The sequence below is a fragment of the Micromonospora sp. NBC_00898 genome, assembly GCF_045207895.1.
In the GTDB taxonomy this organism is placed as follows: domain Bacteria; phylum Actinomycetota; class Actinomycetes; order Mycobacteriales; family Micromonosporaceae; genus Micromonospora.
Genome location: NZ_CP108775.1, coordinates 2625759 through 2648353 on the forward strand (window position 1 = coordinate 2625759; position 22595 = coordinate 2648353).

A 22595-nucleotide genomic window follows, 5' to 3' on the forward strand; every position below is an offset into this window, starting at 1 on the left:
CCGACCACCCGAAGGCCCGTACCGAGCCACCTCGGTGCGGGTCTTCGGCGTGCCGCCCGACGGTCGCGGCCGGCGGGCTTTACCGCTACCAGCTTCCCGACGGGCAGCGCCCCAGGCGGCTCAGCCGATCTTGCGGGCGACGGCGCAGTACTCCGAGGTGGGGGTGGTGTCGTTGCCGTCCGGCCGCCACCGGGAGCAGGTGACCAGACCGGGTTCGAGGACCTCCAGGCCGTCGAAGAAGCGGGCGATCTCCCGCGGGGTCCGGACGCTCATCGTCGCGGCACCGCCGTCGTTCCACATCGCCAGCGCCCGGTCGACCGCCCCGGGGTTGACCTCCCGGGTCGGGTGCGAGACGACCAGGTAGCTCCCGACGGGCACGGCCTCGACCAGCCGCCGCACGATCCGCACCGCCTCGTCGTCGTCGACGATGAAGTTCAGGATGCCGAGCAGCATGACGCCGATCGGCTGCCCGAAGTCCAACGTGCGGCGGGCCTCCGCGAGGATCCGCTCGGGGTCGCGCAGGTCCGCCTCGAGGTAGTCGGTGGCACCCTGCGGGCTGCTGGTCAGCAGGGCCCGGGCGTGCACGAGCACCATCGGGTCGTTGTCGACGTACACGACCCGGGACTCCGGGGCGGTGGCCTGGGCGACCTCGTGGGTGTTGTTCGCGGTGGGCAGGCCGGTACCGATGTCGAGGAACTGCCGGACCCCGAGGTCACCGGCGAGGTGACGGACCGCGCGGCCGAGGAACTCGCGGTTGAACCGGGCCGACTGGACGAGTTCCGGCATGAACGCGAGCACCTGCTCGGCGGCCTGCCGGTCGGCGGCGAAGTTGTCCTTGCCGCCGAGGAGATAGTTCCACAGCCGGGCCGAGTGCGGGACGCTGGTGTCCAGGGCGTCCGCGCGTGCCGTGGTGGTCGAGGGCTTGTCCGTCACCGACGCTCCTTTGTGTCTGGTGGGTTCGGGCCAGCCTAGGCGGCCGTCGTCGCGACGGCATCAACGCCCCGCTCCGGGCGGGGTCGGAACATCATGGACGGCGCCGCTCAGCCCACCTTGCCGCCCGGACCGGCCGGCAGCGGTCAGCTCTGGCGCAGGGCGGGCATCGGAACGGGGACGGCGAGCGCGGTCGCCCCGGCGCCGGCCCCGCCCTCGCAGGTGTTCGGCGGCACCGTGCCGATGCCCCGGGTCGACGGGCGTTCCGCCGCCCAGAACATGAACCCGAGCATGCCGGCGGTGACGCCCGCGCCCTTCGGGGCGACGGTCTGCACGTACGGCGCGGCGGCGCGCTGCACCGAGGTGGCGTAGTCGACGCACTCCGGCAGCGGTTTGCCGCCGTAGGCGAGGTAGAGGCCGCCGCTGAACTTCGCCGGGGCCAGCGGCGGCACCGGCGGGCTGTACTGCGGTTTGCCGTCGACGTGCTCCTGCCAGCTCGCCTGTGCGGTGCTGGCCGAGACGGGCCGCGCGGACACCATCGCGTTGGCGTAGTCGAGGACCGGGGCGTCGGTGCGCAGCCAGTCGGCGGTCGCCTTGCGGTTGAGGTCGATCAGCCAGCGGTCGCCGGCGGCCACGTCGATGGTGAGCCGCGCCTCGGGCCTGGCGCCGGTGGCGTCGTACGGGTGGACGGCCCGATAGGCGTCGATGAAGGACTGGAGGCCGGCCAGGTTCGGGCCCGTGTTCTGCTCGTAGTCGATCTCGATACCGACGCCGAGTCGGCTGGCGACCGCGGCGGCCCGCTGGCCGAGCAGGGTGGGGTTCTCGGCGAGCGCCGCGTCCCAGTCGTCGGTGTAGGTGATGCCGCCGATGGAGAGCATGACCCGCACCCCGCGCGAGGTGAAGTAGCCGACGATCTCGGGGGTGATGCCCCTGGGCACGCCGTCGAGCGTGCTCGCGTCGGTGGTCTGGTGCAGCAGCGCGAGCGGGTTGACGAAGCTGAGCACCGCCAGGTTGACCGACGGGCGACCGTCGCCCCGGTCGACCAGCCAGTGGTTCTGGCTGTCGAACTCGGTGACGGTGCGGACGGTTCCCCAGGTGCAGAAGTCGTTGCCGCAGTGCCAGGCGCCGTAGACCTGGACCGGGGCGGCGGCGAGCGTCACCGGGGCCGCGCGGGGCGGTGGCGCGGCGCCGGCCGGCGTGGCCGTCGCGAGCGTGAGCAGGAGGACTGGCAGGAGTACCGAGCGTCGCATGGGGACCTCCCCGACTGATCAGTACGCCTTGTTTACAGTAAGGCCCTCATCCGCGTCAATGCGTGGGAGCGACCTCGGCGAGCACCCACCGCTGAAAGGCCCGCGCCTCGGTGCCGCCGGGCGGCGGGCCGCCCCGGCGGGCCGCGATCGACCGGTCGATCAGGTCGGCGTGCTCGCCCCGGCCCCGCAGCCGACGCCCCGCGTCCACCTTGGACAGCCAGCGACCGTCGCGGACCTTCACCAGCGCGCGGCAGGCACCCAGCACCGCGTCCTCCGCACCCGGCGCCGGGCCGTCGCCGGGCGGGGTGGGCAGCGCCAACCACCAGGCCAGCGCCTCGGCCAGCAACCGCCGCAGGTCACCCGGGGCCAGGTCGGCGAAGGCCTCGGCGGCCGGCGGGCCGAGCAGGGCCAGCCCGGACTGGTGCAGGATGCTCCGGTCGAGGGCGTACCAGAAGTGTCCGTCGGCGCCCGGGCGGTCCCCCGGGGCGTACGTGGCACGGAACGACATGGCCGCGCCGGTGTTCAGCTCGACCTCGAAGCCCGGCTCGGGGGTGCCGGAGGCGGCCACGTCGCGCCGGTAGACCACCAGCTCCAGGCCGCGGGCCGGGCAGGGCAGCGCCTCGTGCCGCAGCCGGTCCACCAGCGTCCGCCTCGTCGGCCCGGCCAGCGTCCGCGCGACGACCAGCGCCACGTCCACGTCGCTGCGCCCCGGCTGGTACGCGTCCAGGCCCATCGAGCCGGCCGCGTACGCGCCGACCAGATCGTCGCCGAGCACGCCCCGCGCCCGGTCGACCAGCTCGGCCAGATAGCCGCGTACCGCGTCGTCCATGCCGGCCATCCTGCCCGCCCGCCCACCGGGGGCGGCGTCGGGGCCCGGCGGACGGCGGCTCAGGCCGGGCGATCCGGGCAGCAGACCGTCAGGGCGCCCGGCACCACCCTCACCTTCAGCCGCTTCGCCGTGGTCCGGGCCCCGCCGTCCAGCTCGTACGTCTTCGGCGCCGCGAAGCGCACGGTGACCTTGCGGCCCCGGGTGATCCGCACGAACGGCGAGTCCTCCGACCGCCCGGCCGCCATCCGACCCAGGGTGCGGGCCCAGTCGACGGCGCCGCTGGCGGTGGCGACGCCGACCTCCAGCGCGCCGTCGTCCGGCCGGGCGTCGTCGAAGGCGGGGATGCCGCCGGTGATCGTGCCGACGTTGCCGAAGAGCACGCAGCTCGCCTCGCCGTCGAACCAGTCGGCGCCGTCGACCCGGATGCGGGTGCGCACCAGCTCGCCGCGGACGTGCCGCAGCCCGGTCCAGACGTACGCGATCCGACCCAGCCGGCCCTTGAGCTTGCGGTCGGCCGCGCGGATCAGGTCGCCGTCGAAGCCGGCGCCGGCCATCACTGCGAAGTGCTCGCCGTTGAGCCGGCCCAGGTCGAGGGTGCGGCGCCGGCCGTGCAGCGCGATCCCGAGCGCCTTCGGCAGGTCGTGCGGGATGCCGAGGTTGGTGGCGAAGAGGTTGGCCGTGCCGGCGGGCAGGATGCCCATCGGGACGTCCGTGCCGGCCAAAGTGTCGGCGCAGCGCTGCACCATGCCGTCCCCGCCCCAGACCAGGAGCAGGTTGGCGCCCTTCTTCAACGCCTTGCGCACCCGCTCGGGCGCATTGCGGCTCTTCGGCACCTCGTACCAGAGGAGCCGCCCGACGCCGGCGGCGACCAGGCTGGCCCGCAGCTCGTCGAGGCCACCGCCGAGGGTCTTCTTCCGGTGGGCGACGACCGCGACGGTGCCCACCGACCGGGCGGCGGCCGGGTCGGTGGCGGGGCTGTCGACCGTGCTCGTGCTCATGGCCGCCGAGGTACCCAGGGCGGCCGGATCCCACTCCTGCCCCGGCACGACGCGCCCGATTTCGATCAGCCGCACTCTGTGATCGGGCGAACGCCTTCGGTAGAGTGCGGGCATTGGCCCCGACGCTGGCCGGGGCTCGGAGAGGTTGCCGGGATGACGCGACGCGGCGAGCGGCTGACGCGGTTGGCGCTGCGTCTGGGCCTGCTGCTGGCCGGGGTGACCGGCGCGTGGAGCGCCTACGACGCGGTCACCGGCCACGCCGCGTACGCCGCCGACCCGGCTCCCGCCGTCACGGTCACCGACCCGGTCACCATGCTCCGGGACGCGCTCTCCGCCGTCCTGCCGACGACGCCCACGACGGGCCCCACCGCGCCGCGGACCGGGACCGGCGGGGCGCAGCCCGACCCGGCCCCCCCACCGACCGCCTCGACCCGGCCCGCTCCCCGGACCTCCGACCACCGCACCGCGCCGGACGCGCCGCGGCGCACGACGCGGGACGCGCCACCGCGCCGGGTCACCCGGCACGCGCCACCGCACCGCCGGCCGGCGGCCAGGTCGGCGCGCCCGGGCCTGCCACCCGATCGCGCGACGAGGGCCCCGTCCCGGAGCGGCGAGCCGAGCCGGATCGGGCCGGCGGAGCCGGGAGCCGGCATCCTCGACCCGGTCGCCGCGGGCGTGGTCGCGCCCGTGGCCGCCGGGCTCCGTCCGGCCCCGAGCGCCGGCGCCACAAAGCAACCGGCCGCCACCGCGCGCCACGGGTCACCGCCGCGGGCGGGCGGCACGCCCCACCGCACCACACACCCGCTGCGGTCGCACGCTGACCACCTGCCGGTGCCGCCCGTCCCCTCCCCGAGCAGCGCCAGCTCCGCCGGCGCTCCGCACGGCGACGCCGCCGACACGCCCCCGGCGGCCTGGGCGCCCCCGGCCGTACGGGGACAGCCCAGCCGACCGGCCGGCCCGGCCGCCCTCTCCTCCCGATCGCCCCGCCCGGGGACCAGACCCGCCTGAGCACCGATCCGCCGGAGCGCGCCCGCGGGCGACTCCGGCCAGTCGTGCGGATCATTGCCCCCGACGGCCCCAGCGGCCCCCGTGGCCGACCCGTGCACCGCCGCACCGGATGTGCGGCGCCGGGTCCGCGTCACCTCCGATCGTGAGCGTGAGCAGGAGCTTTCCATGACCGCGAGAACATCCGTCGTGCGTGCCCGATGGCGCGACATCGACCGGATCGTCGATCTCATCACCGACGCCCTCTCCCCCACCGACCTCGGCGCCTGGCTCGTGCCGGACGAACCGTGCCGACCCGGCGTGCTGGCCGCCGTGGCGCGGATCTGGACGGAGCACGCGCTGCTCTTCGGCGACGCGTTCCTCCTCCAGGACGGCACCGCCGCCACGATCTGGTTCCACCGCTACCGGCCGATCCCCCAGCCGGCCGGGTACGCCGAACGCCTGGGGGCGGCGTGCGGGGCCCACCGCGACCGGTTCCTCCTGCTCGGTCGCGCCCTCGCCGCGCGGCGGCCGGTCGAGGCCCACAACCACCTGGCGTTCCTGGCCGCGCCCGGCCCGGACCGGGGGCGCCGGGCCGCCGCCGTTCTCGCCGGCAGTCAACGGCGGATGGACACGCTGAGCCTGCCGACCTACGCGGAGGTGTTCACCACGGCCGACCGGTACCTCCACCAGCGGCACGGGTACGCCAGCCGGGCGCCCTTCCCGTTGCCGGGCGGCGGGGCGGCGCATCCGATGTGGCGGTTCTCCCCGTTCTGGGCCGGCCGGATGAGCGGCAACACCGTCGCCCGGTGGTCCGCCCGCCAGTCCCTGGTCCGGGTGCGCAACGACCGCCTGGGCGGGTACGTCCACCCGTGACGGACCCGCGCCGGGCGGGGCTGAGCGGCGCGGGGTGACGCGACCGGGCCGGGTGGTGTGCCAGGGGCATGCTGCCGAAGCCGTCCGGCTCCAGCAGCACCGCCACCTCGTGATCGCCGGCTCCGATAGCCTGCACCCCGGACGGGCTCAAGATTCAGCCGAGCAGTCGGAGGGTATCGAGTGCGGGTGCTTCCTACCGGTGACAACAACAACGCCGCCGACGGTTCCGGAGCGCGGGTCGCCCCCGCGGGACGGAAGCGCCGGCGCCATCGCGTGCTGATCTTCCTTGCCGTGTTCGCGCTGCTCGCCGGCTCCGGCCTGGTGGCCGGCGGCTACTACTTCGACAGCGTGCCCACCCCCACCGACCTGAGGTTGCCGGAGTCGACCACGGTCTACTACGCGGACGGCCGCACGAAGCTGGCGACGCTGGGCGCGGAGAACCGGACGATCGTGCCGTACGAGCAGATGAACGACTCCGCCAAGCAGGCGATCGTGGCGGCCGAGGACCGCAGCTTCTGGACGAACAAGGGCATCGACTTCTCCGGTGTGCTGCGCGCCGCATGGTCGAACGTGACCGGCGGCCAGCGGCAGGGCGCGTCGACCATCACCCAGCAGTACGCGCGGGTGGCCGCCGACCTCAGGGGCGTCACCTATTCCCGCAAGCTCCGCGAGGCGGTGATCGCCTGGAAGCTCGACGACAAGTACTCCAAGGAGGAGATCCTCGGCTTCTACCTGAACACGGTGCCGTTCGGGCGGGGCGCGTACGGCATCGAGGCGGCGGCGCAGACGTACTTCGGCAAGACGGTGCGCCGGGACGCGCCGCCGGCGAACCAGCTGACCCCGGCGGAGGCGATGGTGCTCTGCGCGATGGTGAAGCAGCCGGAGGCCGACCCCAACGACCCGGAGGGCTCGCCCGGCTACGACCCGCGGCGCAACGCCCAGGCCAGGCAGAACTCGATCGACCGGTGGAACTACATCCGGGACGGCATGGTGAAGCTGGGCTACCTGTCGGCGCAGGACGCGGCGAACCTGGCGTACCCGGACGACGTGAAGCCGGTCGACCCGAACGCCGGCCGGTCCGGGCTCGACGGGCCGGCCGGCCTGGTGGTCAACCACGTGCTGAGCGAACTGCGACAGACCGACGAGTTCAAGGGCAAACCAGCGGACTTCATCCGCAACGGCGGCTTCAAGATCGTCACCACGATCGACAAGCGGGTTCAGGACGCGGCCGAGGCGGCCGCCGACATCCGGCGCGACAGCGCCCCGGAGGCGGTCCGCGGGCAGCCGAAGAACTGGCAGGCCGCGCTGGTGGCGGTGGAACCGGGCACCGGCCGGGTGCTCGGCTACTACGGCGGCAACGACGGTAACGGCGCCGACTACGCCGGGTGGTACTACGACGAGAGCGGTGCGGCCCGCGGCTTCGGCCAGCACCCGCCGGGTTCGTCGTTCAAGGTCTACGACCTGGCCGCCGCCGTAGGCGACAAGATCTCGGTGAAGCAGCACTTCGACTCTCCGGAGACCAAGGAGTTCCCGGCGTCGGGCCGGACCAAGGCCAGCCCGGCCGGGCCGATCCGCAACGCCGAGCACGCGCCGTGTCAGCCGAACTGCGCGCTGTGGGAGGCCACCGTCGCCTCGCTCAACGTCACCTACTTCGAGCTGACCGAGAAGCTCGGCACGGCGAAGGTGATCGACATGGCCACCCGGGCCGGCGTCGACTCGATGTGGGCCACCGAGAAGGGCAACCCGCGGCCGCAACGGGTCGAGCTGCGCGGCCAGCCGGCCGAGGAGATGGCGGGACGCTTCTCCACCGAGGTCGGCATCGGCCAGTACGGCATCGCCGTGCAGGACCACGCCAACGGGATCGCGACCTTCGCCGCCGGCGGGAAGCGGGCCGAGCAGCACTTCGTCCGGTCGGTCAGCAAGGGTGACGAGCGCCTGTTCGCCGAACGCCTGGTGCAGACCGACCTCGGGCTGGACAAGGAGGCGATCAACCAGCTCGACTGGACGCTGAGCCGGGTGAAGGCGGCCAAGCTCGACAACGGGTGGGACTCGGCCGGCAAGACCGGCACCTGGCAGGCCGGCCAGAGCACCACCCAGAACGTGCACACCTGGATGGTCGGCTACACCGGAGCGCTGGCGGCCGCGGTGTGGCTCGGCACCACCGACGGCAAGCCGCTGAAGACGAAGGACGGCAGCTACGAGGTGTACGGGTCCAGCGGACCGGGGCCGATCTGGCGGCAGTTCATGGAGCAGGCCACCGCCGCGCTCAAGCTCGACGCGGACAAGTACCGGTTCGGCACGCCCGAGTTCCCGGACGACACGCCGTCGCCCACCCCGGAGGCGCCGAAGCCGACGACCCCGTCACCGACGCCGACCACCGCGTCACCGACGCCGAGCGAGCGGCCGACCCCCAGCTCCAGCCCGACCGGCCGGCCCAAGCCGACGACGACCCTGTCACCCTCCCTGAGCCCGTTGCCGAGCCTGTCGCCGTCGCGCACCAAGGCACCGAGGTGACGGTGGGTGGCCGCCGCCCGGCGGCGGCCCCCCACCCGACCGGGGCCCGTTCGCCGGCCGGCGAATAATCAGCTCGTGGAGCAGGCGAGCGGAGACGCGGTCCGAGCGGCATGGACCGCGCTGGGCGGCGACCAGGCGGCCAACGGTGCGGTGGCCCGGCACGGTCCGGCGGGCGTCCTGGCGGCTCGGCTGCCGGTCGCGGAGCTCGCCGTGGCGACCGTCGCCGCTGCCGGGCTGGCCGCAGCCGAGCTGGCCCGGAGCCGGGGGCTGCGGGTGGCCGACGCCGTCCCGGTGCACACCGGCGCCGTGGCGACCGCCTTCACCAGCGAACGGCACCTGCGGGTGGACGGGACGGCCTTCGAGGGCTTCGCGCCGCTGTCCCGGTTCTGGCCGGCCGCCGACGGCTGGGTACGCACCCACGCCAACTACCCGCACCACCGCGACCGGCTGCTGACCGCGTTGGGGTGCGACCCGTCCCGGACGGACGACGCGTCGCTGGCCGCCGAGGTCGCCGACCGGATCCGCGCGGAGCCGGCGGTCGGCGTCGAGGAGGCGGTCACCACCGTCGGCGGGCTCGCCGTCGCGGTGCGCACACCGCAGCAGTGGTCCGCGCACCCGCAGGCCCTGGCGGTCGCGCGGGAGCCCTTGGTCGGGCTGTGTCTCGACGACGCGGCCGCGCCACGGCGGCTGCCGCCGCCACCGGAGGGTCCGCTGCTGCCCGCCGCCGGTGTCCGGGTGCTCGACCTGACCCGGGTCATCGCGGGCCCGGTGGCGACCCGGGTCCTCGCCCTGCTCGGCGCGGACGTGCTGCGGGTCGACGACCCCCTACTGCCGGAGATCGGGGCGCAGCACCTGGACACCGGCTTCGGCAAGAGGTCCACCCTGCTGGATCTGCGCCGGCCCGCCGACCGGACGCGCTTCGACGAGCTGGTCGCCGACGCCGACGTGGTGGTCACCGGCTACCGTCCGGCGGCGCTGGACCGGTTCGGACTCTCCCCCGAGGCGCTGCGCCGGCGGCGTCCCGGTCTGGTGGTCGCGCGGCTGTCGGCGTGGGGCTTCAGCGGGCCGTGGGCGCGTCGGCGCGGATTCGACAGCCTGGTGCAGGCCGCCACCGGCATCGCGGAGGTCGAACGGCGGGCCGACGGCGCGCCGGGAGCGCTGCCGGCCCAGGCCCTCGACCACGGCACCGGCTACCTCCTGGCGGCGGCGGTGCTGCGGGCCCTGGCGCTGCGGGGCGAGCGGGGCGGGGCCTGGTCGGTCGAACTCTCCCTGGCCCGTACCGCGCGGTGGCTGCTGCACGAAATTCCGGCGGAGGGTTCGGCGGGCCCGGCGAGCGCGCCGGATCCGAGCCGCTGGTGCGCGGAGCGGGACGCTGCGGTCGGTCGTCTCCGGTATGCCCTGCCGCCGGTCTGCCTGCCCGGCGGACCACGTACGTGGGCGACGCCCCCGTCGCCCTGGGGCGCCGACCCCCCGGCGTGGCTGCCGAGCTGACGTCCGCCGCGGGGCTCGCGGCTCAGCGCAGCCGGTTGGCCCACCGCCAGTTCGACAGGAAGCCGTGGGCACGGCCCCCGAAGAAGTAGGACCACGCCGGGCTCGCCACGTAGGGTCCGATCTCGTCGAACGTCGCCTTCGCCTCGACCCGCCGGTCGGAGAGCGCGTAGGCGAGGGCGATCCAGTTGCGGCACACCATCGCGGCGGCGTGCGTGGGCGGCCCGGCCGCCTGCCACTTCGCCACGCACGCGTCGAGCTCCCGCTGCACCTCCGGGCGTTGGAAGTAGCGGCGGCAGGCGAGCAGCCCCTTCGGCGTCGGCGTGCCCCAGTTGAACTCGCGCATCGCGTACTCGAAGTGGGCGAAGACCGGCAGCATGGTCACGCCGGCGCCGGGCGGCGCGGCGGCGGCGGTCGCCCGGGCCAGCCCGAACATGGCGTCGTGCGAGCCGAACCACTTCTCGCAGTGGAAGCTCACCGCTGCCAGGTGGGCCGCGAAGTGGAACCGGTCCCGGCGCCGGATTTCGGCGAGCGCCTCGGCGAACTCCTCGTGCCGGGTGCGGCCGCCGGCGAAAATGGCCCACAGCACGTCCACCCAGGGCACCGGGTCGTGCGGCGCCAGCGCGATCGCCTGCCGTCCCGCCTCGGCTGCCTGGGCGGACAGCTCGGCGAAACCGACGAACTGTTCCCGGGTGGTGTCGGCCGCCGGGGCCGCGCCGCGCGCCCGGCTCGCCCGTTCCGCGAGAGTCGACGCCCAGATCGCCGCCGCCGTCGGGTCGTCCGGGATCGCCGCGTGCCAGGCGTCGAGCCAGGCTCCGTCGTCCGCGGCCGCGACGCTCAGCGCCGCCACCCGGCGGCCCCGTCGTTCCCAGTCGGAGCCGGCGGCGTCGACGATGTCCCGGGCGACCTGCCAATCGCCGGCGAGCGCCTTGTCCCGGGCGGCCCGCAGGTCGTGGTCGTCGAGGGCCGGGTCGAGGTCGGCGGCCGGCTCGACGGGCTGCGGACCACGGTTGAAGAGATTTCGGAACACGGCGGGAGCATAGCGACCACGGCGGACGCGCACGGGCCGCCTCACACTCCGGCGGCGGATCCGCCTCGGTCCCCCGCCTCGGGTCGGTCCTGTTCATCGGGCCAGGTAAGACGGCCGGTGCGCAGGTCGTCGGTGACCGATCGCACCCACCTGTCCTCGGCCTCCACCACGGCGAGCAGGTACTCGGTCTCCAGATAGGAGACGCGGGAGAGCCCGTCGGGCCGGTGGGACAGTTGCGACCGCAACTCCTCCCGGATGACCTCGAGCCGGTCGGCACGGCGTTGGAGAAACCGCGTGGCTTCCTCGGGGCTGATCATCTGAAGGTACGACAGAGCAGCCGGGAACTGGGGGAACTCCTGCTTCGGCACCGACAGCATCTGCTCGAGCCAGTCGCGGCCGGTTCGTCGCCCCGCGTCCGTGATCTCGTACGCCGTCCGTTCCGGGTAGGCCTGGTCGCGGCCGGTGCCATGGACGGCGATGAGGCCCTCTGCCAGCAGCCTGTCGATGGTGCGGTAGAGGCTGGCGCGCTGGTTGACGTTGACGACCTGATCCTTGCCCCACTGCCGGATGAGTCGCTGCACGCCGTACGGGTGCAACGGCCCGGCGTGCAACAGCGCCAGCACGGTCAGGGCCAGCGGCGAACTCCGCGCGGAAGAGGTCATGGCCGTCATCCTACGACCGGCTACTAGTTGACATGCAACTAGTATCACTGAAACTATCTGCATGCCGCCCGGGAAGGAGAAATCACATGCGCAGAGCAACGACGGCGCTGGTCATCGGTGGCGGAATCGCCGGACCGGCGACCGCGCTGGCCCTGGCCAGGGCCGGCATACGAGCGACGATCTACGAGGCCCACCCCGGTGCCGCCGACCACGTCGGCGCGATGCTGAGCCTGGCTCCCAACGGCCTGGCCGCCCTGCGAATCATCGGAGCGGACGGCCCGGTGCGGGCGGTCGGCCACCCGGTGCCGCGGGTGGTGATGGCCGACGGCGCGGGAACCCACCGTGCCGCGTTCGACGGCTTTCCCGAGCTGCCGGCCACCCTCGCGATGGCCCGCATGGACCTGTTCCGCGCACTGGCCGACCACGCGACGGCCGCTGGCGTACCCGTCGAGTACGGCAAGTCACTGGTCGCCGCCGAGGACGCCCCCGATGGCATCACCGCCACCTTCGCCGACGGCACCACCGCGACGGCGGACGTGCTGATCGGCGCCGACGGCATCCGCTCCACCGTCCGGACCCTCATCGACCCGCAGGCGCCCGGACCGGAGTACGGCGGTGTCCTCAGCTTCGGCGGCTACAGCGCCGAGACAGCGGCGGAAGCGGAACCCGGCACGATGTACTTCGCGTTCGGCCGCACCTTCATCGGCTACTGGCGGGTGCCGGACGGACGCATCTGCTGGTTCGCCAGCCTGCCCCGTACCGAGCCACTCACGACCGCGGAGGTCGGCCGCGTCTCCCCGGCCGACTGGCTGGCCCGGCTGCGCGCCCGCTACGCCGGTCACGTCCCCGGCGAGGCGCTGCTCGCCGCCGCTGATCCGACCACGCTGATGGCAGTGGGACCCATGGAGCGAATGCCCTCTGTGCCGCGCTGGCACCGGCGGCGCATGGTCCTCGTCGGCGACGCGGCCCACGCCCCCTCCTCGAGTTCCGGGCAGGGGGCGTCCCTGGCGGTGGAAAGCGCCGTCGAGCTCGCCCGCTGCCTGCGCGACCTGCCCCATCCGGAGGCGTTCGCCGCGTACGAGCGGCTGCGTCGGCCACGCGTCGAGATGATCGGCGGCGACGCCGCCGTGAAGAACCGGGCCAAGGCGGGCCAGGCCGGCGACCGACCTGCCATGCCAACCCCCGAGCAGATGTTCGCGCCCGTCCACCGACACCACATCGACTGGCAGGAGACCGTCCGACCCCTCGCGGAGCGATCGGTTGAGGAAGGAAGCCGCGGTCCTGCCCGCCGGGTAGCTGGCGGCTCGGCCGCCGTCAGCTGAGCTCCGACGCGCGAGGTGCCGGGTACGGAGGCCGCACCCCCGTACCCGGCACCTGTGCTGTTACAGCTCGCGCACCCGCACGTCCCGGAACTCGATCAGGTCGTTGGTGCCGTGGTTCTGCAAGCCGACGAACCCGCTGAGGAACTGGCGCAGGTCGGTCGGCGGGTCGCCCTGGCGGGACGACGCCTTGCCCGGCGTGTTGTCGAACTCGTTGATCACCGCGCCGTTGCGGATGATCGTGTAGTGCTGTCCGACGACCCGGACCTCGTAGTCGTTCCACTGACCCTTCGGGGTCACCCCGGCCTGGTCCAGCCCGACCGGGTCGAAGTTGTAGATCGACCCGGTCTTCTGCGGCTCACCGGGGGACCCGTCGTAGATCTGGATCTCCTGTCCGCAGTAGATGGCGACCCAGGCCTGCGAGGTCCGGGCCGACCCGACCGTGCCGCAACTGCCGGCCGGCCGCTGGTCGACCGGAGTCCGCGGATCGGGGAACCGGGTGAAGGCGCCGCTGTTGGCGTTGACGCCGTCGGCGGAGACGTCCCGGAACTTCATCCGCAGGGAGAAGTCGGCGAACTCGTCCTTGGCGTACCAGAGCATGCCGAGCCCACCGGAGCTGCGGATCGACCCGTCGGGCCGCAGCGCGAACGACCCGCCGGGCGCCTGCCGCCAGTCGGCCAGCGACTCCGCGGTGCCGTCGAACAGCGCCCGGTACCCGGCGACCTTGCCGATCTCGGACTGGGCCGCCGCAGTGTTGATCTTCGTCGCCTCCCGGTTGTCCAGCAGGCCGTCGGCGCGCAGGTCGTTGACCACATCGGCGACGTGGCTGACGAACTGGCCGTGGTTCGTCCAGTTGCGCTCGTCGTCGATCAGGTCGTTGACGGTGCAGTTGCCGCCGGCCTGGCGGTTGGCCACGCCGGTGTCCTTGTCGAGCAGCTGCACCGTCTTGCGGGCGTCCGGCGCGGTGCAGCCGGCGACGACCTCGATCTTCGCGGTGGCCACCTCGCCGTCGGCGTAGGTCACCTTCAGCGTGGCCTGGTAGGTGCCGTAGTCGGCGTAGGTGTGCGTCGGGTTGGCCTCGTGCGACGGCACACTGCCGTCACCGAAGTTCCACTCCCAGGCGACGCCGCCGGCCTTGGCGCTGGAGAAGGCGATCGTCTTCGGGCTGCTCTGCGCGACCGCCCGGGCGATCGCGTCGCTCGGCCGCGGCGTCGCCGGGCCACCCTGGTAGGTGATCCGGATCAGCTTCTGGTTCGGGTGCAGGCTGAAGAAGCCACCGGCGTAGTCCAGCATGTACAGTGCGCCGTCCGGGCCGAACTTGGCGTCCATCCAGGACTGGAGCTGGTTGGCGCCGTTGCCGGAGCGGATGATCTGGCGCAGGTCCTCGGCGAAGGCCGGCGGGGCGTGGTCCTCGACCTTGGCCGGGTCGACGGTGACGGCGACCCGGTTGTTGGCGTTGGACTCGTCACCGATGAACCACTTGTTGTCCCAGTACGCCGGCCAGGCGACACCGCTGTCGGTGTCCACCTTCTCCCGCTGGTAGGTCGGGCCGTTCATGATGGCCTGGCCGCCGCCCTTGAGGTACGGCTGGGTGAACTTCTCCTCGCCCGGCACGTACGTGGGCAGGCCGCTGCCGTCGGTCCGCTTCGGGTAGACCGGGCCGCCGCCCTGCGGCGAGTACCAGATCATGTTGTCCCGGGCCGGCGGGATGTTGACCAGGCCGGTGTTGCGCGGCGACTCGTTCTTCAGGTTGTCGCAGTCGTACCAGCCGGTCAGCACGTTGGCGTCGGTGGTGCTGCGGTCCCGGTAGGGCTGCCGGTTGCCCATGCAGTAGGGCCAGCCCTGGTTGCCCGGCGAGGTGATGATGGTGGCGGTCTCGTACTTCGCCGGTCCGAGGTCCGGGCTGGGGCCGCCGGCGTCCGGGCCGACCCAGGCGGCGGTCAGCCAGTGGTTGACCGGGTCCCAGGCGATCCGGGCGATGTTGCGGACACCCATCACGTAGATCTCCGGGCGGGTCCTGCCGCCGCCCTCCTCCTTGCCGGTGAACAGGTTGCCCGCCGGGACGGTGTAGGTACCGTCCGCCTCCGGGTGGATGCGCAGGATCTTGCCGTTGAGGTCGTTGGTGTTGCCGGCGGTACGCCGGGCGTCCTGGAACGAGGTGCCCTGGTAGTCCTGGGTCCAGTTGTTGCCGGAGTAGCCGTTGGACCCGCCGGAGGAGTTGCTGTCGCCGCTGCCGATGTACAGGTTGCCGCTCTCGTCGAACGTCATCCCGCCGCCGGCGTGGCAGCAGCTGTGGATCTGGGTGTCCCAGTGCAGCAGGTCTTTGCGGGTGCCCTGGTCGATGGTCTGCTTCGCGGCGTCGTAGGTGAACCGGGAGACGGTCCGCTGGCCGATCCGCCGGTCCCGGTCGATGGACTCGTGCGGCATCCAGTAGACGTACACCCAGCCGTTCTGCGCGAACTTCGGGTCGAGGGTGATGCCGACCAGGCCCTCCTCGTTCTTCACCAGCTCGCTGCCGCTGCCCCGGTTGCCCATCACCTCGAGGGTGGTGAGCAGCTTGACCTGCTTGGTCTTCGGGTCCCACCGGTGGATCGTGCCGCAGCCGAGACCGACCTTCGGGTCGTCCCAGTTGGCGATCGGCCCGGTCGGGCAGGCGGCCTTGCCGATGTAGTAGACCGCGCCGTCGGGCGCGACGGTCAGGCCGTGCGGCTCACCGATCTGGTCGAGCTGGCCCGCCTGGTTGGTGGCGGTGAGCCGCTCGATCCGGTAGTTCGAGGCGATGGTGGCCTGGCAGTCCCCGCGCACCATGCCGGTGGTCCACTTGATGGCGCCGGCGAGGTGGCCCTGGAACTGCTTGTCGGCGGTCCAGCTCTCCTCGGTGCGGCCCATGCCGGTGTAGAACGATCGGCCGCCGTCGTAGTCCTGGCACCAGGAGATCGGGTGGAACGCCCCGTTGCCGCTCAGCCCCGCGTTGTAGGTGCCCTCCTCGACCTGCGCGATGGTGTGGACCTTGCCGGTCGGGCTCGGGTCCCAGTTGATCCACTGGTCGGAGCGGGTCCAGGTGAGCGGGAGCCCCTTGTTGGCCGGGTGCTGCCGGTCGGTGACGTCGACGGTGGCCTTCTGCACCGTGCTGTCCGGGGCGGGTCCGCTGTCGGGGCCGATCAGCCACAGCTCGGCCAGCTGGATCAGCGGCTCGCCGCTGTTCGCGGTGACGTTGAGCCGGTAATGCTGGTACGCGGTGCTGTTGGTGAAGCTGTACTGCTTGGTCTGGAACCGCTGCGGGAAGGTCTCCCCGGTCCGGGTGTCCAGGTCGGTCCAGGTGGTGCCGTCCTGGGAGCCCTGCAGGGTCCAGTTCTTCGGGTCCCGGCCCGGGAAGTCGTTGGCCGAGGTCAACGCGTAGCGGCTCACCACGACCGGATTTGCCAGCTTCGCGGCCAGCCAGCCGGTCGGGGAGAACGTCAGCCACTTGGTGCCCGTCGACCCGTCGATCGCCTTCGCGGCGGTCTCGTTCGGCGGGTTGTCGGCGCTCGCCGTGGCCGAGACCGGCTTCTCGGCGTTGGGCAGGCCGGCGGCCGGCCGGCTGCCGATCAGCCCGGTGAACCAGGAGGACTCCGGCTGGGCGCGCGCCGCGTCGTGGACGCCGACGAAACCACCGCCGCCCTTGACGTACGCCTGGAAGGCCGCTTCCTGGGCGTCGTCGAGGGTGACCCCGTTGGCGGAGAGGAACACCACCGCGCGGTACCGGGCCAGGTTGCCGAAGGTGAACACCGCCGGGTCGGCGGAGTCGTCGACGGTGAAGCCGTGCTGCTCGCCCAGCTGCCGGATGGTGGCGGTGGCCTTGGCGACCGGGTCGTCCTGCTTGTCCGTCGGCCCGTGGAAGACCAGCACCTTCACCGCCGCCGCGGCCTCGGCGGCGGCGGCCGGGGTGGGGCTGACGGCCTGGGCGGGCAGGGCCAGCACGCCGAGCGCCAGCGCGGCGCTCGACGCCAGGGCGCCGATGCGGCGCGGCGCGGGGACGCGACGCGGAGTGGTGAGGGTGAACGTGGTGGGTGTGGTGGGACCCGTCGAGTCGGCGCGAAGGCGTCCGACCCAGCGGGAGAACCGGAAATGGCGTCTGTGAGCCATCTCGACTCCTCCTGATTTGAGGGACAGGATCTTCCGGGTCGTCCCGCTGCCGGTGGGGTGAGGCGCTCACCGGAGCAGGTTGGGACCAGCAGCCACCCGGTCCGCGGGCGTCGGTGACCGCGGACCGGACCGCAGGTCAGTTGTGCTGGTGCGCGGCGCCGTCGGTGGCCGGCGCGGAGGCGGTATCGGCGGTGGCCGGCGCGGCTGCCGGGTGCTCGTGGTCCATCCCCGGCGGCATCTGCCCGTTCTCGTCGAGGACGTGCAGCATCGTCGACATGCCGGCGTCGGAGTGGAACTGCATGTGGCAGTGCAGCATCCAGTGCCCCGGTCCGACCGAGTCACCGGCCACCACCTGGACTCCGAAGGAGTCGCCGGGGCCGAGCGTCTTGTTGTCGATGATCGGTACGGAGTCGGCGAACGGCTGCCCGTTGCTCACCATGCCCGTGCGGGTGTCCGCCCAGGAGTGGCCGTGCAGGTGGAAGGTGTGCATGTCGTTGCCGATGCCGATGACGACGAACTCGACCCGCTCACCCTTCCGGGCGACCAGGCAGGTCGGGCCGGGCTGCGGGTTCACCGCGTCGCAGGTGTCGGTGGCCTCGCCGCGGCGCAGGTTGATGCTCTGCCGGTCACCGAAGGCGGTCACGTAGGTCCGGTCCGGCTTCGGGTCGCCCGGCCGGCGGACGACCACCCCGCCGAAGAGCCCGGCGGAGAGCCCCTGCGTGCCGTGCGGGCCGCCCACCACGTGGTCGTGGTACCACCAGTAGCCGGCGGTGCCCGGCGATCCGGTCCGGTTGTTGCGGGGCGCGGCGTACCAGGTGTAGGTGCGCGACTCACCCGGCGGGACGTACGACGCGCTCTGCACCGTGCCGTCGGACTGCTGGGTGTACTTGACCCCGTGCACGTGCAGCGAGACGCCCAGCGGGTGGGCCGGGTTGGTGCGCAGCGCCGTCAGGGTCTCGACGGGGACCTGGTTGTGCAGGGTGATCGCCAGGCACTCCCCCTCCATCATCTCCATCGTCGGCCCCGGGTAGGAGGCCGTCTCCGGGGTGAGGCCGTAGCCGAGCCGGATCTGGGTGCCGTCGCGCGGCAGCTCCACCGCGTACAGCTGGAGGCTGCGGTCCGGTTTGCTGCAGCCGTCCGGGCGTTCGGCGAACATCCCGGTGCCGGCGGCCGCCAGCCCGCCGGCACCGACCAGGCTGAGCAGCACCACCGCCGCGACGACCAGCATCCGCCGCGCCCCGGTACGGGGGCGGTCGGCACGGGTCACCGGCCCGGGCTCCGGCGCCGGGTCGTCCTCCACCAGCCGCCAGGCGCTCACCGGGCACCCCGCAGCTCGATGATGCGCTGGTAGCTGCGCTCGGCGGCGCCCAGGGAGCCCGGCGGGTTCGGCTGGGCGTTCGGCCCGGAGTCCTGCTCCCACAGGTACTCGAAGCGGCCGCCGCCGTTCAGCTCGGTGAAGAAGTCGGCGAACGGGATGACCCCGGCGCCGAACTCGACGTCCAGGTAGGAGTTGCCCTGCTGCGGGTCGGGCAGCGGGACGCCGTCCTTCACGTGGAACAGCGGGTACCGGTGCGGCTGGGCGTTGACGTAGTCGACCGGCCGGAAGCCGGGGTACTTGCGGGCCCCGCCGTACGCCCAGAGGATGTCCATCTCCAGGTACACGTACCGCGGATCGGTGAGTTCCAGGAACAGGTCGTACAGCCGGACGTCGGGGCGGTCGACCGCGAAGCTGAACTCGATGGTGTGGTTGTGCTGGTAGAGCTTGATTCCCCGGGCCGCGGCGGCGGCGCCCCAGGCGTTGAACTCCGCGGCGGCCGCCTGGTACCCGGCGATCGTGCGGTCTCCGGTGGGCGCCTGGGCGGTGCCGAGCGCCGGCATGCCCAAAGTCTCGGCGACGTCGAGCTCCCACTCCAGGTTGGTCCGGAAGTCGTTCAGCCCGCGGTGGCTGCCGGCCGCCTTCAGGCCGTTGTCGTCCAGCAGCCGCCGAATCTGCTCCGGCGTGATCGGGCCGACGGCGCCCTGGGTGTAGCCGGCGAACTCCACCTCCCGGTAGCCGATGCGGGAGAGCTCCTCGAAGACCGCCGCGAAGCCGACCTGCGCGATCTTGTCCCGGACGCTGTAGAGCTGGATGCCCAGGTGGCCGCGCGGGACGAGCCGGCCGTTCGAGTCGTCCGCCGCGGCGGGCAGGGCGCCGGTCAGGCTGGCCGCGCTGACCGCGACCGTCGAACCGGCGAGCCCGCGCAGCAGCGTACGGCGGTCGATTCTGTTCCTTGCCATGGTGGTGGTTCCCTTCGCTCGATCAGCAGCAGGTGGTCGAGTTGCCGGCCGCCGCTCCGTCGGGGCAGCACGGGTTCAGCGGTGCGATCCGCACGTCGCGGAAGCTCATGACGTCGGCGGTGCCGTGGTTCTGCAGGCCGATGTATCCGCGCGCGTTCTGCCGTCCGGCCCCGCCGGGGTCGTCCGACCGGGGCGGGCTGAAGACCGCGTCCGGGCTGTTCACGTAGTCGTTGATCAGCTCTCCGTTGCGGAAGACGGAGTAGTGCTGGCCGACCACCCGGATCTCGTAGTCGTTCCAGGTGCCCTTCGGGCTGGCGTGGGCGCCGGCCAGGTCGACCCGGTCGAAGCCGTACACCGATCCGCTCTTGTACTGGTCGCCGTCGGGCCGGTCGAGGATCTGGAGCTCGTGGCCGTACTTGATGGCCACCCATTCCGGGCGGGACTCGGTGGGGTGCTGGCGCACGTCCGGGAAGCGGACGAAGACCCCGCTGTTGGCCCGGCCGTCGCCGGGGGCGTCGTCGCGCCACCGCAGCTTCAGGGAGAAGTCGCCGTACGCGGTGACCGGGAACCACAGCATGCCCAGTCCGGGCTCCGGCCGGCTGCTGATCGACCCGTCGGCGTTGCGGGTGAAGCCGCCCGCGCCCACGTGCTGCCAGCGGCCGAACGACGCGGCGGTGGAGTCGAGGATCGGCTGGTAGTCGTTCTTCTCGTCCGGTTTGCCGACGCCGGAGCGGCCGGCGGCGCTCACCAGGCGCCCGTGCTCCTGGTGGGTGATGACGCCCAGGTGGTGCAGGTGCTCGGCGACCGCCGTCACGTAGGAGACGAACTCGCCGTGGTTGGGCCAGGCCCGCTCGTCGGGGATGACGTTGTTGATCGTGCAGTCGCCCTCGACGACCCGGTTGGGTACGCCGCTGTCCACGGTGCCGAGCCACACGGTCGGGCGGGTGTCCTTCACCGGGCAGTCCGGCCCCGGTCCGCTCGCCACCACCGTGAACGTGACCGACGCGGTGCCGGAGGTGTTGCCGGCCTTGTCGGTGGCCCGGTAGCTGAGCGTGTGCTGGCCGGGCCGGTCCACGGTCACCGGCGCCGAGTACCGGCTGTAGGGCTGCCCGTCGAGGGAGTACTCGATGCGGTCGACGCCGGAGCCGGCGTCGGCGGCCGACAGGGTCACCGTGGCGCTGCCCAGGTAGGCGCCGTCGTCGTTGAGCTGGCCGGTAACGGCGGCGGTCGCGGTGGGCGGGGTGGTGTCGGCGGGCGGGGTCTGCACCACCGTGAACGACACCGACTGCGCCGAAGAGGTGTTACCGGCCTTGTCCGTGGCCCGGTAGCTGACCGTGTGCTGGCCGGTCTGGTTCACCGTCACCGGCGCCGAATAACCGGCGTAGGGCTGCCCGTCGAGGGAGAACTCGACCCGGTCCACGCCCGAGCCGCTGTCCGTCGCGGTCAGGGTGACCGTGGCACTGCCGACGTACGCGCCGGTGGCGTCCTTCTGCCCGGTCACCGCCGCCGTCACCGTCGGCGGCGTGGTGTCCGCCGGCGGGGTCTGCACCACCGTGAACGACACGGACTGCGCCGGCGAGGTGTTACCCGCCTTGTCGGTGGCCCGGTACGACGCCGTGTGCTGGCCCGGCTGGTTCACCGTCACCGGCGCGGAGTAGCCGGCGTAGGCACCGCCGTCGAGGGAGTACTCGATCCGGTCCACGCCCGAGCCGGTGTCCGTGGCCGACACGGTCACCGTGGCGCTGCCGACATAGGCACCGGTGGCGTCCCGCTGTCCGGTCACGGCCGCCGTCACCGTCGGCGGCGTGGTGTCCGCCGGTGGCGTCTGCACCACCGTGAACGACACCGACTGCGCCGACGAGGTGTTACCCGCCTTGTCGGTCGCTCGGTAGCTGACCGTGTGCTGACCCGGCTGGTTCACCGTCACCGGCGCCGAGTAGCCGGCGTAGGGTTGCCCGTCGAGGGAGTACTCGACCCGATCCACGCCCGAACCGGCGTCCGTCGCGGTCAGGGTGACCGTGGCACTGTCCACGTACGCGCCGGTGGCGTCCTTCTGCCCGGTCACCGCGGCGGTCACCGTCGGCGGCGTGGTGTCCGCCGGTGGCGTCTGCACCACCGTGAACGACACCGACTGCGCCGACGACGTGTTACCCGCCTTGTCCGTCGCCCGGTACGACGCCGTGTGCTGACCCGGCTGGTTCACCGTCACCGGCGCGGCATAGGCGGCGTACGCGCCCCCGTCGAGGGAGTACTCGACCCGGTCCACGCCCGAACCGGTGTCCGTCGCCGAGAGCGTGACAGTGGCGCTGCCCACGTACGCGCCGGTGGCGTCCTTCTGCCCGGTCACCGCCGCCGTCACCGTCGGCGGCGTGGTGTCCGCCGGCGGCGTCTGCACCACCGTGAACGACACCGACTGCGCCGACGACGTGTTACCCGCCTTGTCCGTCGCCCGGTAGCTGACCGTGTGCTGGCCCGGCTGGTTCACCGTCACCGGGGTGGAGTAGGTGCCGTAGGTGCCGCCGTCGAGGGAGTACTCGACGCGGGACACCCCGGAACCGCTGTCCGTCGCCGACAGCGTCACCGTCGCGCTGCCCACGTACGCGCCATTGGCGTCCTTCTGCCCGGTCACCGCGGCCGTCACCGTCGGGGCCGTGGTGTCCGACCCGCCGTCGCTCACGACCAGGAGCCCGGTCATGCCGCCGTGGCCGGGGATCGAGCAGAAGTACCGGTAGGTGCCGGGAGTGAGAACCACGTCGACCGTCCACCGGCCCCCGTTGCTGTCCGATGGGTCGGCCAGGATGTTCACGTCGACGTCGCTGTTGTACGCCGGGTTCCCGGTCTCGAAGGTGAGAGTGTGCTGCATGCCGGTGGTGTTGCCGGTGGCCGCGCTGTTCTCGAACACGAGGGTGGTCGGTCCGGCCGTGGCGGTCGTCGGCGCGGACCGGTACGACAGGAAGTTGTCGCCGGCGGTCCAGGTGAGGACCTGGGCCTGCAGTTGCGACGACGAGGCCGTCGCCCGCCGTTCCGGGTCGATCGGACGCGCGTTCGCCGGGGACGCAGCCACGGCGGCGGTCAGCAGGAGGACCATCGTGGCGATGGCCGCCAGCGGTCTCCTGAGCCGGCTCACGGCGAGCCGGCCGCGCGGTGGGTGTGAGTTCATGGATGCCTCTTTCACGGTCCGGGGGGAACACCGGGCGGAGCGTGCGTCGGCCCGTCGTGTCAGGAGTTGTCGCAGCTGCCCGGTGGCCCCTCCCTGGCCGCGCGGGATCCCCGGCCGTGGCGGCTCGCCACGGTCGTCCTTCTGGGGTGGTGG

At 73.0% G+C, this 22595-nt stretch carries 15 protein-coding genes; 5 read left to right on the plus strand and 10 right to left on the minus strand.

The genetic code is table 11. The features are described from left to right. Positions 1 to 120: 120 nt before the first annotated feature. From OG799_RS12840 to OG799_RS12855, 4 genes are all read right to left on the minus strand, one after another. On the minus strand, positions 121 to 933 hold the full coding sequence (locus OG799_RS12840) for an SAM-dependent methyltransferase (protein ID WP_406045259.1): 813 nt from the start codon (positions 931 to 933) through the stop codon (positions 121 to 123). Between the two features lie 143 nt (positions 934 to 1076). After that, complete coding sequence (locus OG799_RS12845; protein ID WP_406045260.1) at positions 1077 to 2180, minus strand: hypothetical protein; 1104 nt, start codon at positions 2178 to 2180, stop codon at positions 1077 to 1079. A gap of 55 nt (positions 2181 to 2235) precedes the next feature. Continuing rightward, on the minus strand, positions 2236 to 3009 hold the full coding sequence (locus tag OG799_RS12850; protein WP_406045261.1) for a nucleotidyltransferase domain-containing protein: 774 nt from the start codon (positions 3007 to 3009) through the stop codon (positions 2236 to 2238). Positions 3010 to 3068: 59 nt separating this feature from the next. Then, on the minus strand, positions 3069 to 4007 hold the full coding sequence (locus tag OG799_RS12855) for a diacylglycerol/lipid kinase family protein (protein ID WP_406045262.1): 939 nt from the start codon (positions 4005 to 4007) through the stop codon (positions 3069 to 3071). A gap of 153 nt (positions 4008 to 4160) precedes the next feature. On the opposite strand from OG799_RS12855, the gene OG799_RS12860 reads away from it, so the two are divergent. The 4 genes from OG799_RS12860 (at position 4161) to OG799_RS12875 (ending at position 9872) form a co-directional block, all read left to right on the plus strand. Continuing rightward, a complete protein-coding gene (locus tag OG799_RS12860; protein ID WP_406045263.1) occupies positions 4161 to 5015 on the plus strand; it encodes a hypothetical protein in 855 nt (284 codons plus the stop codon). A gap of 165 nt (positions 5016 to 5180) precedes the next feature. After that, positions 5181 to 5867, plus strand: a complete 687-nt coding sequence (locus OG799_RS12865; RefSeq protein WP_406045264.1) for a hypothetical protein — start codon at positions 5181 to 5183, stop codon at positions 5865 to 5867. Positions 5868 to 6053: 186 nt separating this feature from the next. Beyond that, positions 6054 to 8381, plus strand: a complete 2328-nt coding sequence (locus OG799_RS12870) for a transglycosylase domain-containing protein (RefSeq protein ID WP_406045265.1) — start codon at positions 6054 to 6056, stop codon at positions 8379 to 8381. Positions 8382 to 8456: 75 nt separating this feature from the next. Further along, the gene (locus tag OG799_RS12875; RefSeq protein ID WP_406045266.1) at positions 8457 to 9872 is read left to right on the plus strand and encodes a CoA transferase; all 1416 of its coding nucleotides are present in this window, start codon (positions 8457 to 8459) and stop codon (positions 9870 to 9872) included. Positions 9873 to 9894: 22 nt separating this feature from the next. Here OG799_RS12875 and OG799_RS12880 read toward each other — a convergent pair whose 3' ends face one another. Then, on the minus strand, positions 9895 to 10899 hold the full coding sequence (locus OG799_RS12880) for a hypothetical protein (protein ID WP_406045267.1): 1005 nt from the start codon (positions 10897 to 10899) through the stop codon (positions 9895 to 9897). Between the two features lie 41 nt (positions 10900 to 10940). Then, on the minus strand, positions 10941 to 11561 hold the full coding sequence (locus tag OG799_RS12885) for a PadR family transcriptional regulator (RefSeq protein WP_406045268.1): 621 nt from the start codon (positions 11559 to 11561) through the stop codon (positions 10941 to 10943). Between the two features lie 86 nt (positions 11562 to 11647). On the opposite strand from OG799_RS12885, the gene OG799_RS12890 reads away from it, so the two are divergent. Further along, a complete protein-coding gene (locus OG799_RS12890) occupies positions 11648 to 12883 on the plus strand; it encodes an FAD-dependent monooxygenase (protein ID WP_406045269.1) in 1236 nt (411 codons plus the stop codon). Positions 12884 to 12943: 60 nt separating this feature from the next. On the opposite strand, the gene OG799_RS12895 is transcribed toward OG799_RS12890, so the two are convergent. The 4 genes from OG799_RS12895 to OG799_RS12910 form a co-directional block, all read right to left on the minus strand. Continuing rightward, entirely contained in the window at positions 12944 to 17005 is a 4062-nt protein-coding gene (locus OG799_RS12895; protein WP_406045270.1) for a ThuA domain-containing protein, read from the minus strand. A 136-nt stretch (positions 17006 to 17141) separates the two neighbouring features. Further along, positions 17142 to 18323, minus strand: a complete 1182-nt coding sequence (locus OG799_RS12900) for a multicopper oxidase domain-containing protein (protein WP_406045271.1) — start codon at positions 18321 to 18323, stop codon at positions 17142 to 17144. Further along, a complete protein-coding gene (locus OG799_RS12905) occupies positions 18320 to 19282 on the minus strand; it encodes a sugar phosphate isomerase/epimerase family protein (protein ID WP_406045272.1) in 963 nt (320 codons plus the stop codon). The genes OG799_RS12900 and OG799_RS12905 overlap by 4 nt, the downstream gene beginning before the upstream one ends. Positions 19283 to 19304: 22 nt before the next feature. Continuing rightward, positions 19305 to 22442, minus strand: coding sequence for an OmpL47-type beta-barrel domain-containing protein (locus tag OG799_RS12910; RefSeq protein ID WP_406045273.1), 3138 nt, complete (start codon positions 22440 to 22442; stop codon positions 19305 to 19307). Positions 22443 to 22595: the final 153 nt, after the last annotated feature.

Excerpts from the sequence above, each read along its gene's own strand:
- OG799_RS12865 (WP_406045264.1), top strand. The coding sequence starts at position 5,181 with ATGACCGCGAGAACATCCGTCGTGCGTGCCCGATGGCGCGACATCGAC.
- OG799_RS12885 (WP_406045268.1), bottom strand. The coding sequence starts at position 11,561 with ATGACCTCTTCCGCGCGGAGTTCGCCGCTGGCCCTGACCGTGCTGGCG.
- OG799_RS12845 (WP_406045260.1), bottom strand. The coding sequence starts at position 2,180 with ATGCGACGCTCGGTACTCCTGCCAGTCCTCCTGCTCACGCTCGCGACG.
- OG799_RS12905 (WP_406045272.1), bottom strand. The coding sequence starts at position 19,282 with ATGGCAAGGAACAGAATCGACCGCCGTACGCTGCTGCGCGGGCTCGCC.
- OG799_RS12890 (WP_406045269.1), top strand. The coding sequence starts at position 11,648 with ATGCGCAGAGCAACGACGGCGCTGGTCATCGGTGGCGGAATCGCCGGA.
- OG799_RS12850 (WP_406045261.1), bottom strand. The coding sequence starts at position 3,009 with ATGGACGACGCGGTACGCGGCTATCTGGCCGAGCTGGTCGACCGGGCG.
- OG799_RS12910 (WP_406045273.1), bottom strand. The coding sequence starts at position 22,442 with ATGAACTCACACCCACCGCGCGGCCGGCTCGCCGTGAGCCGGCTCAGG.
- OG799_RS12855 (WP_406045262.1), bottom strand. The coding sequence starts at position 4,007 with ATGAGCACGAGCACGGTCGACAGCCCCGCCACCGACCCGGCCGCCGCC.
- OG799_RS12860 (WP_406045263.1), top strand. The coding sequence starts at position 4,161 with ATGACGCGACGCGGCGAGCGGCTGACGCGGTTGGCGCTGCGTCTGGGC.
- OG799_RS12895 (WP_406045270.1), bottom strand. The coding sequence starts at position 17,005 with ATGGCTCACAGACGCCATTTCCGGTTCTCCCGCTGGGTCGGACGCCTT.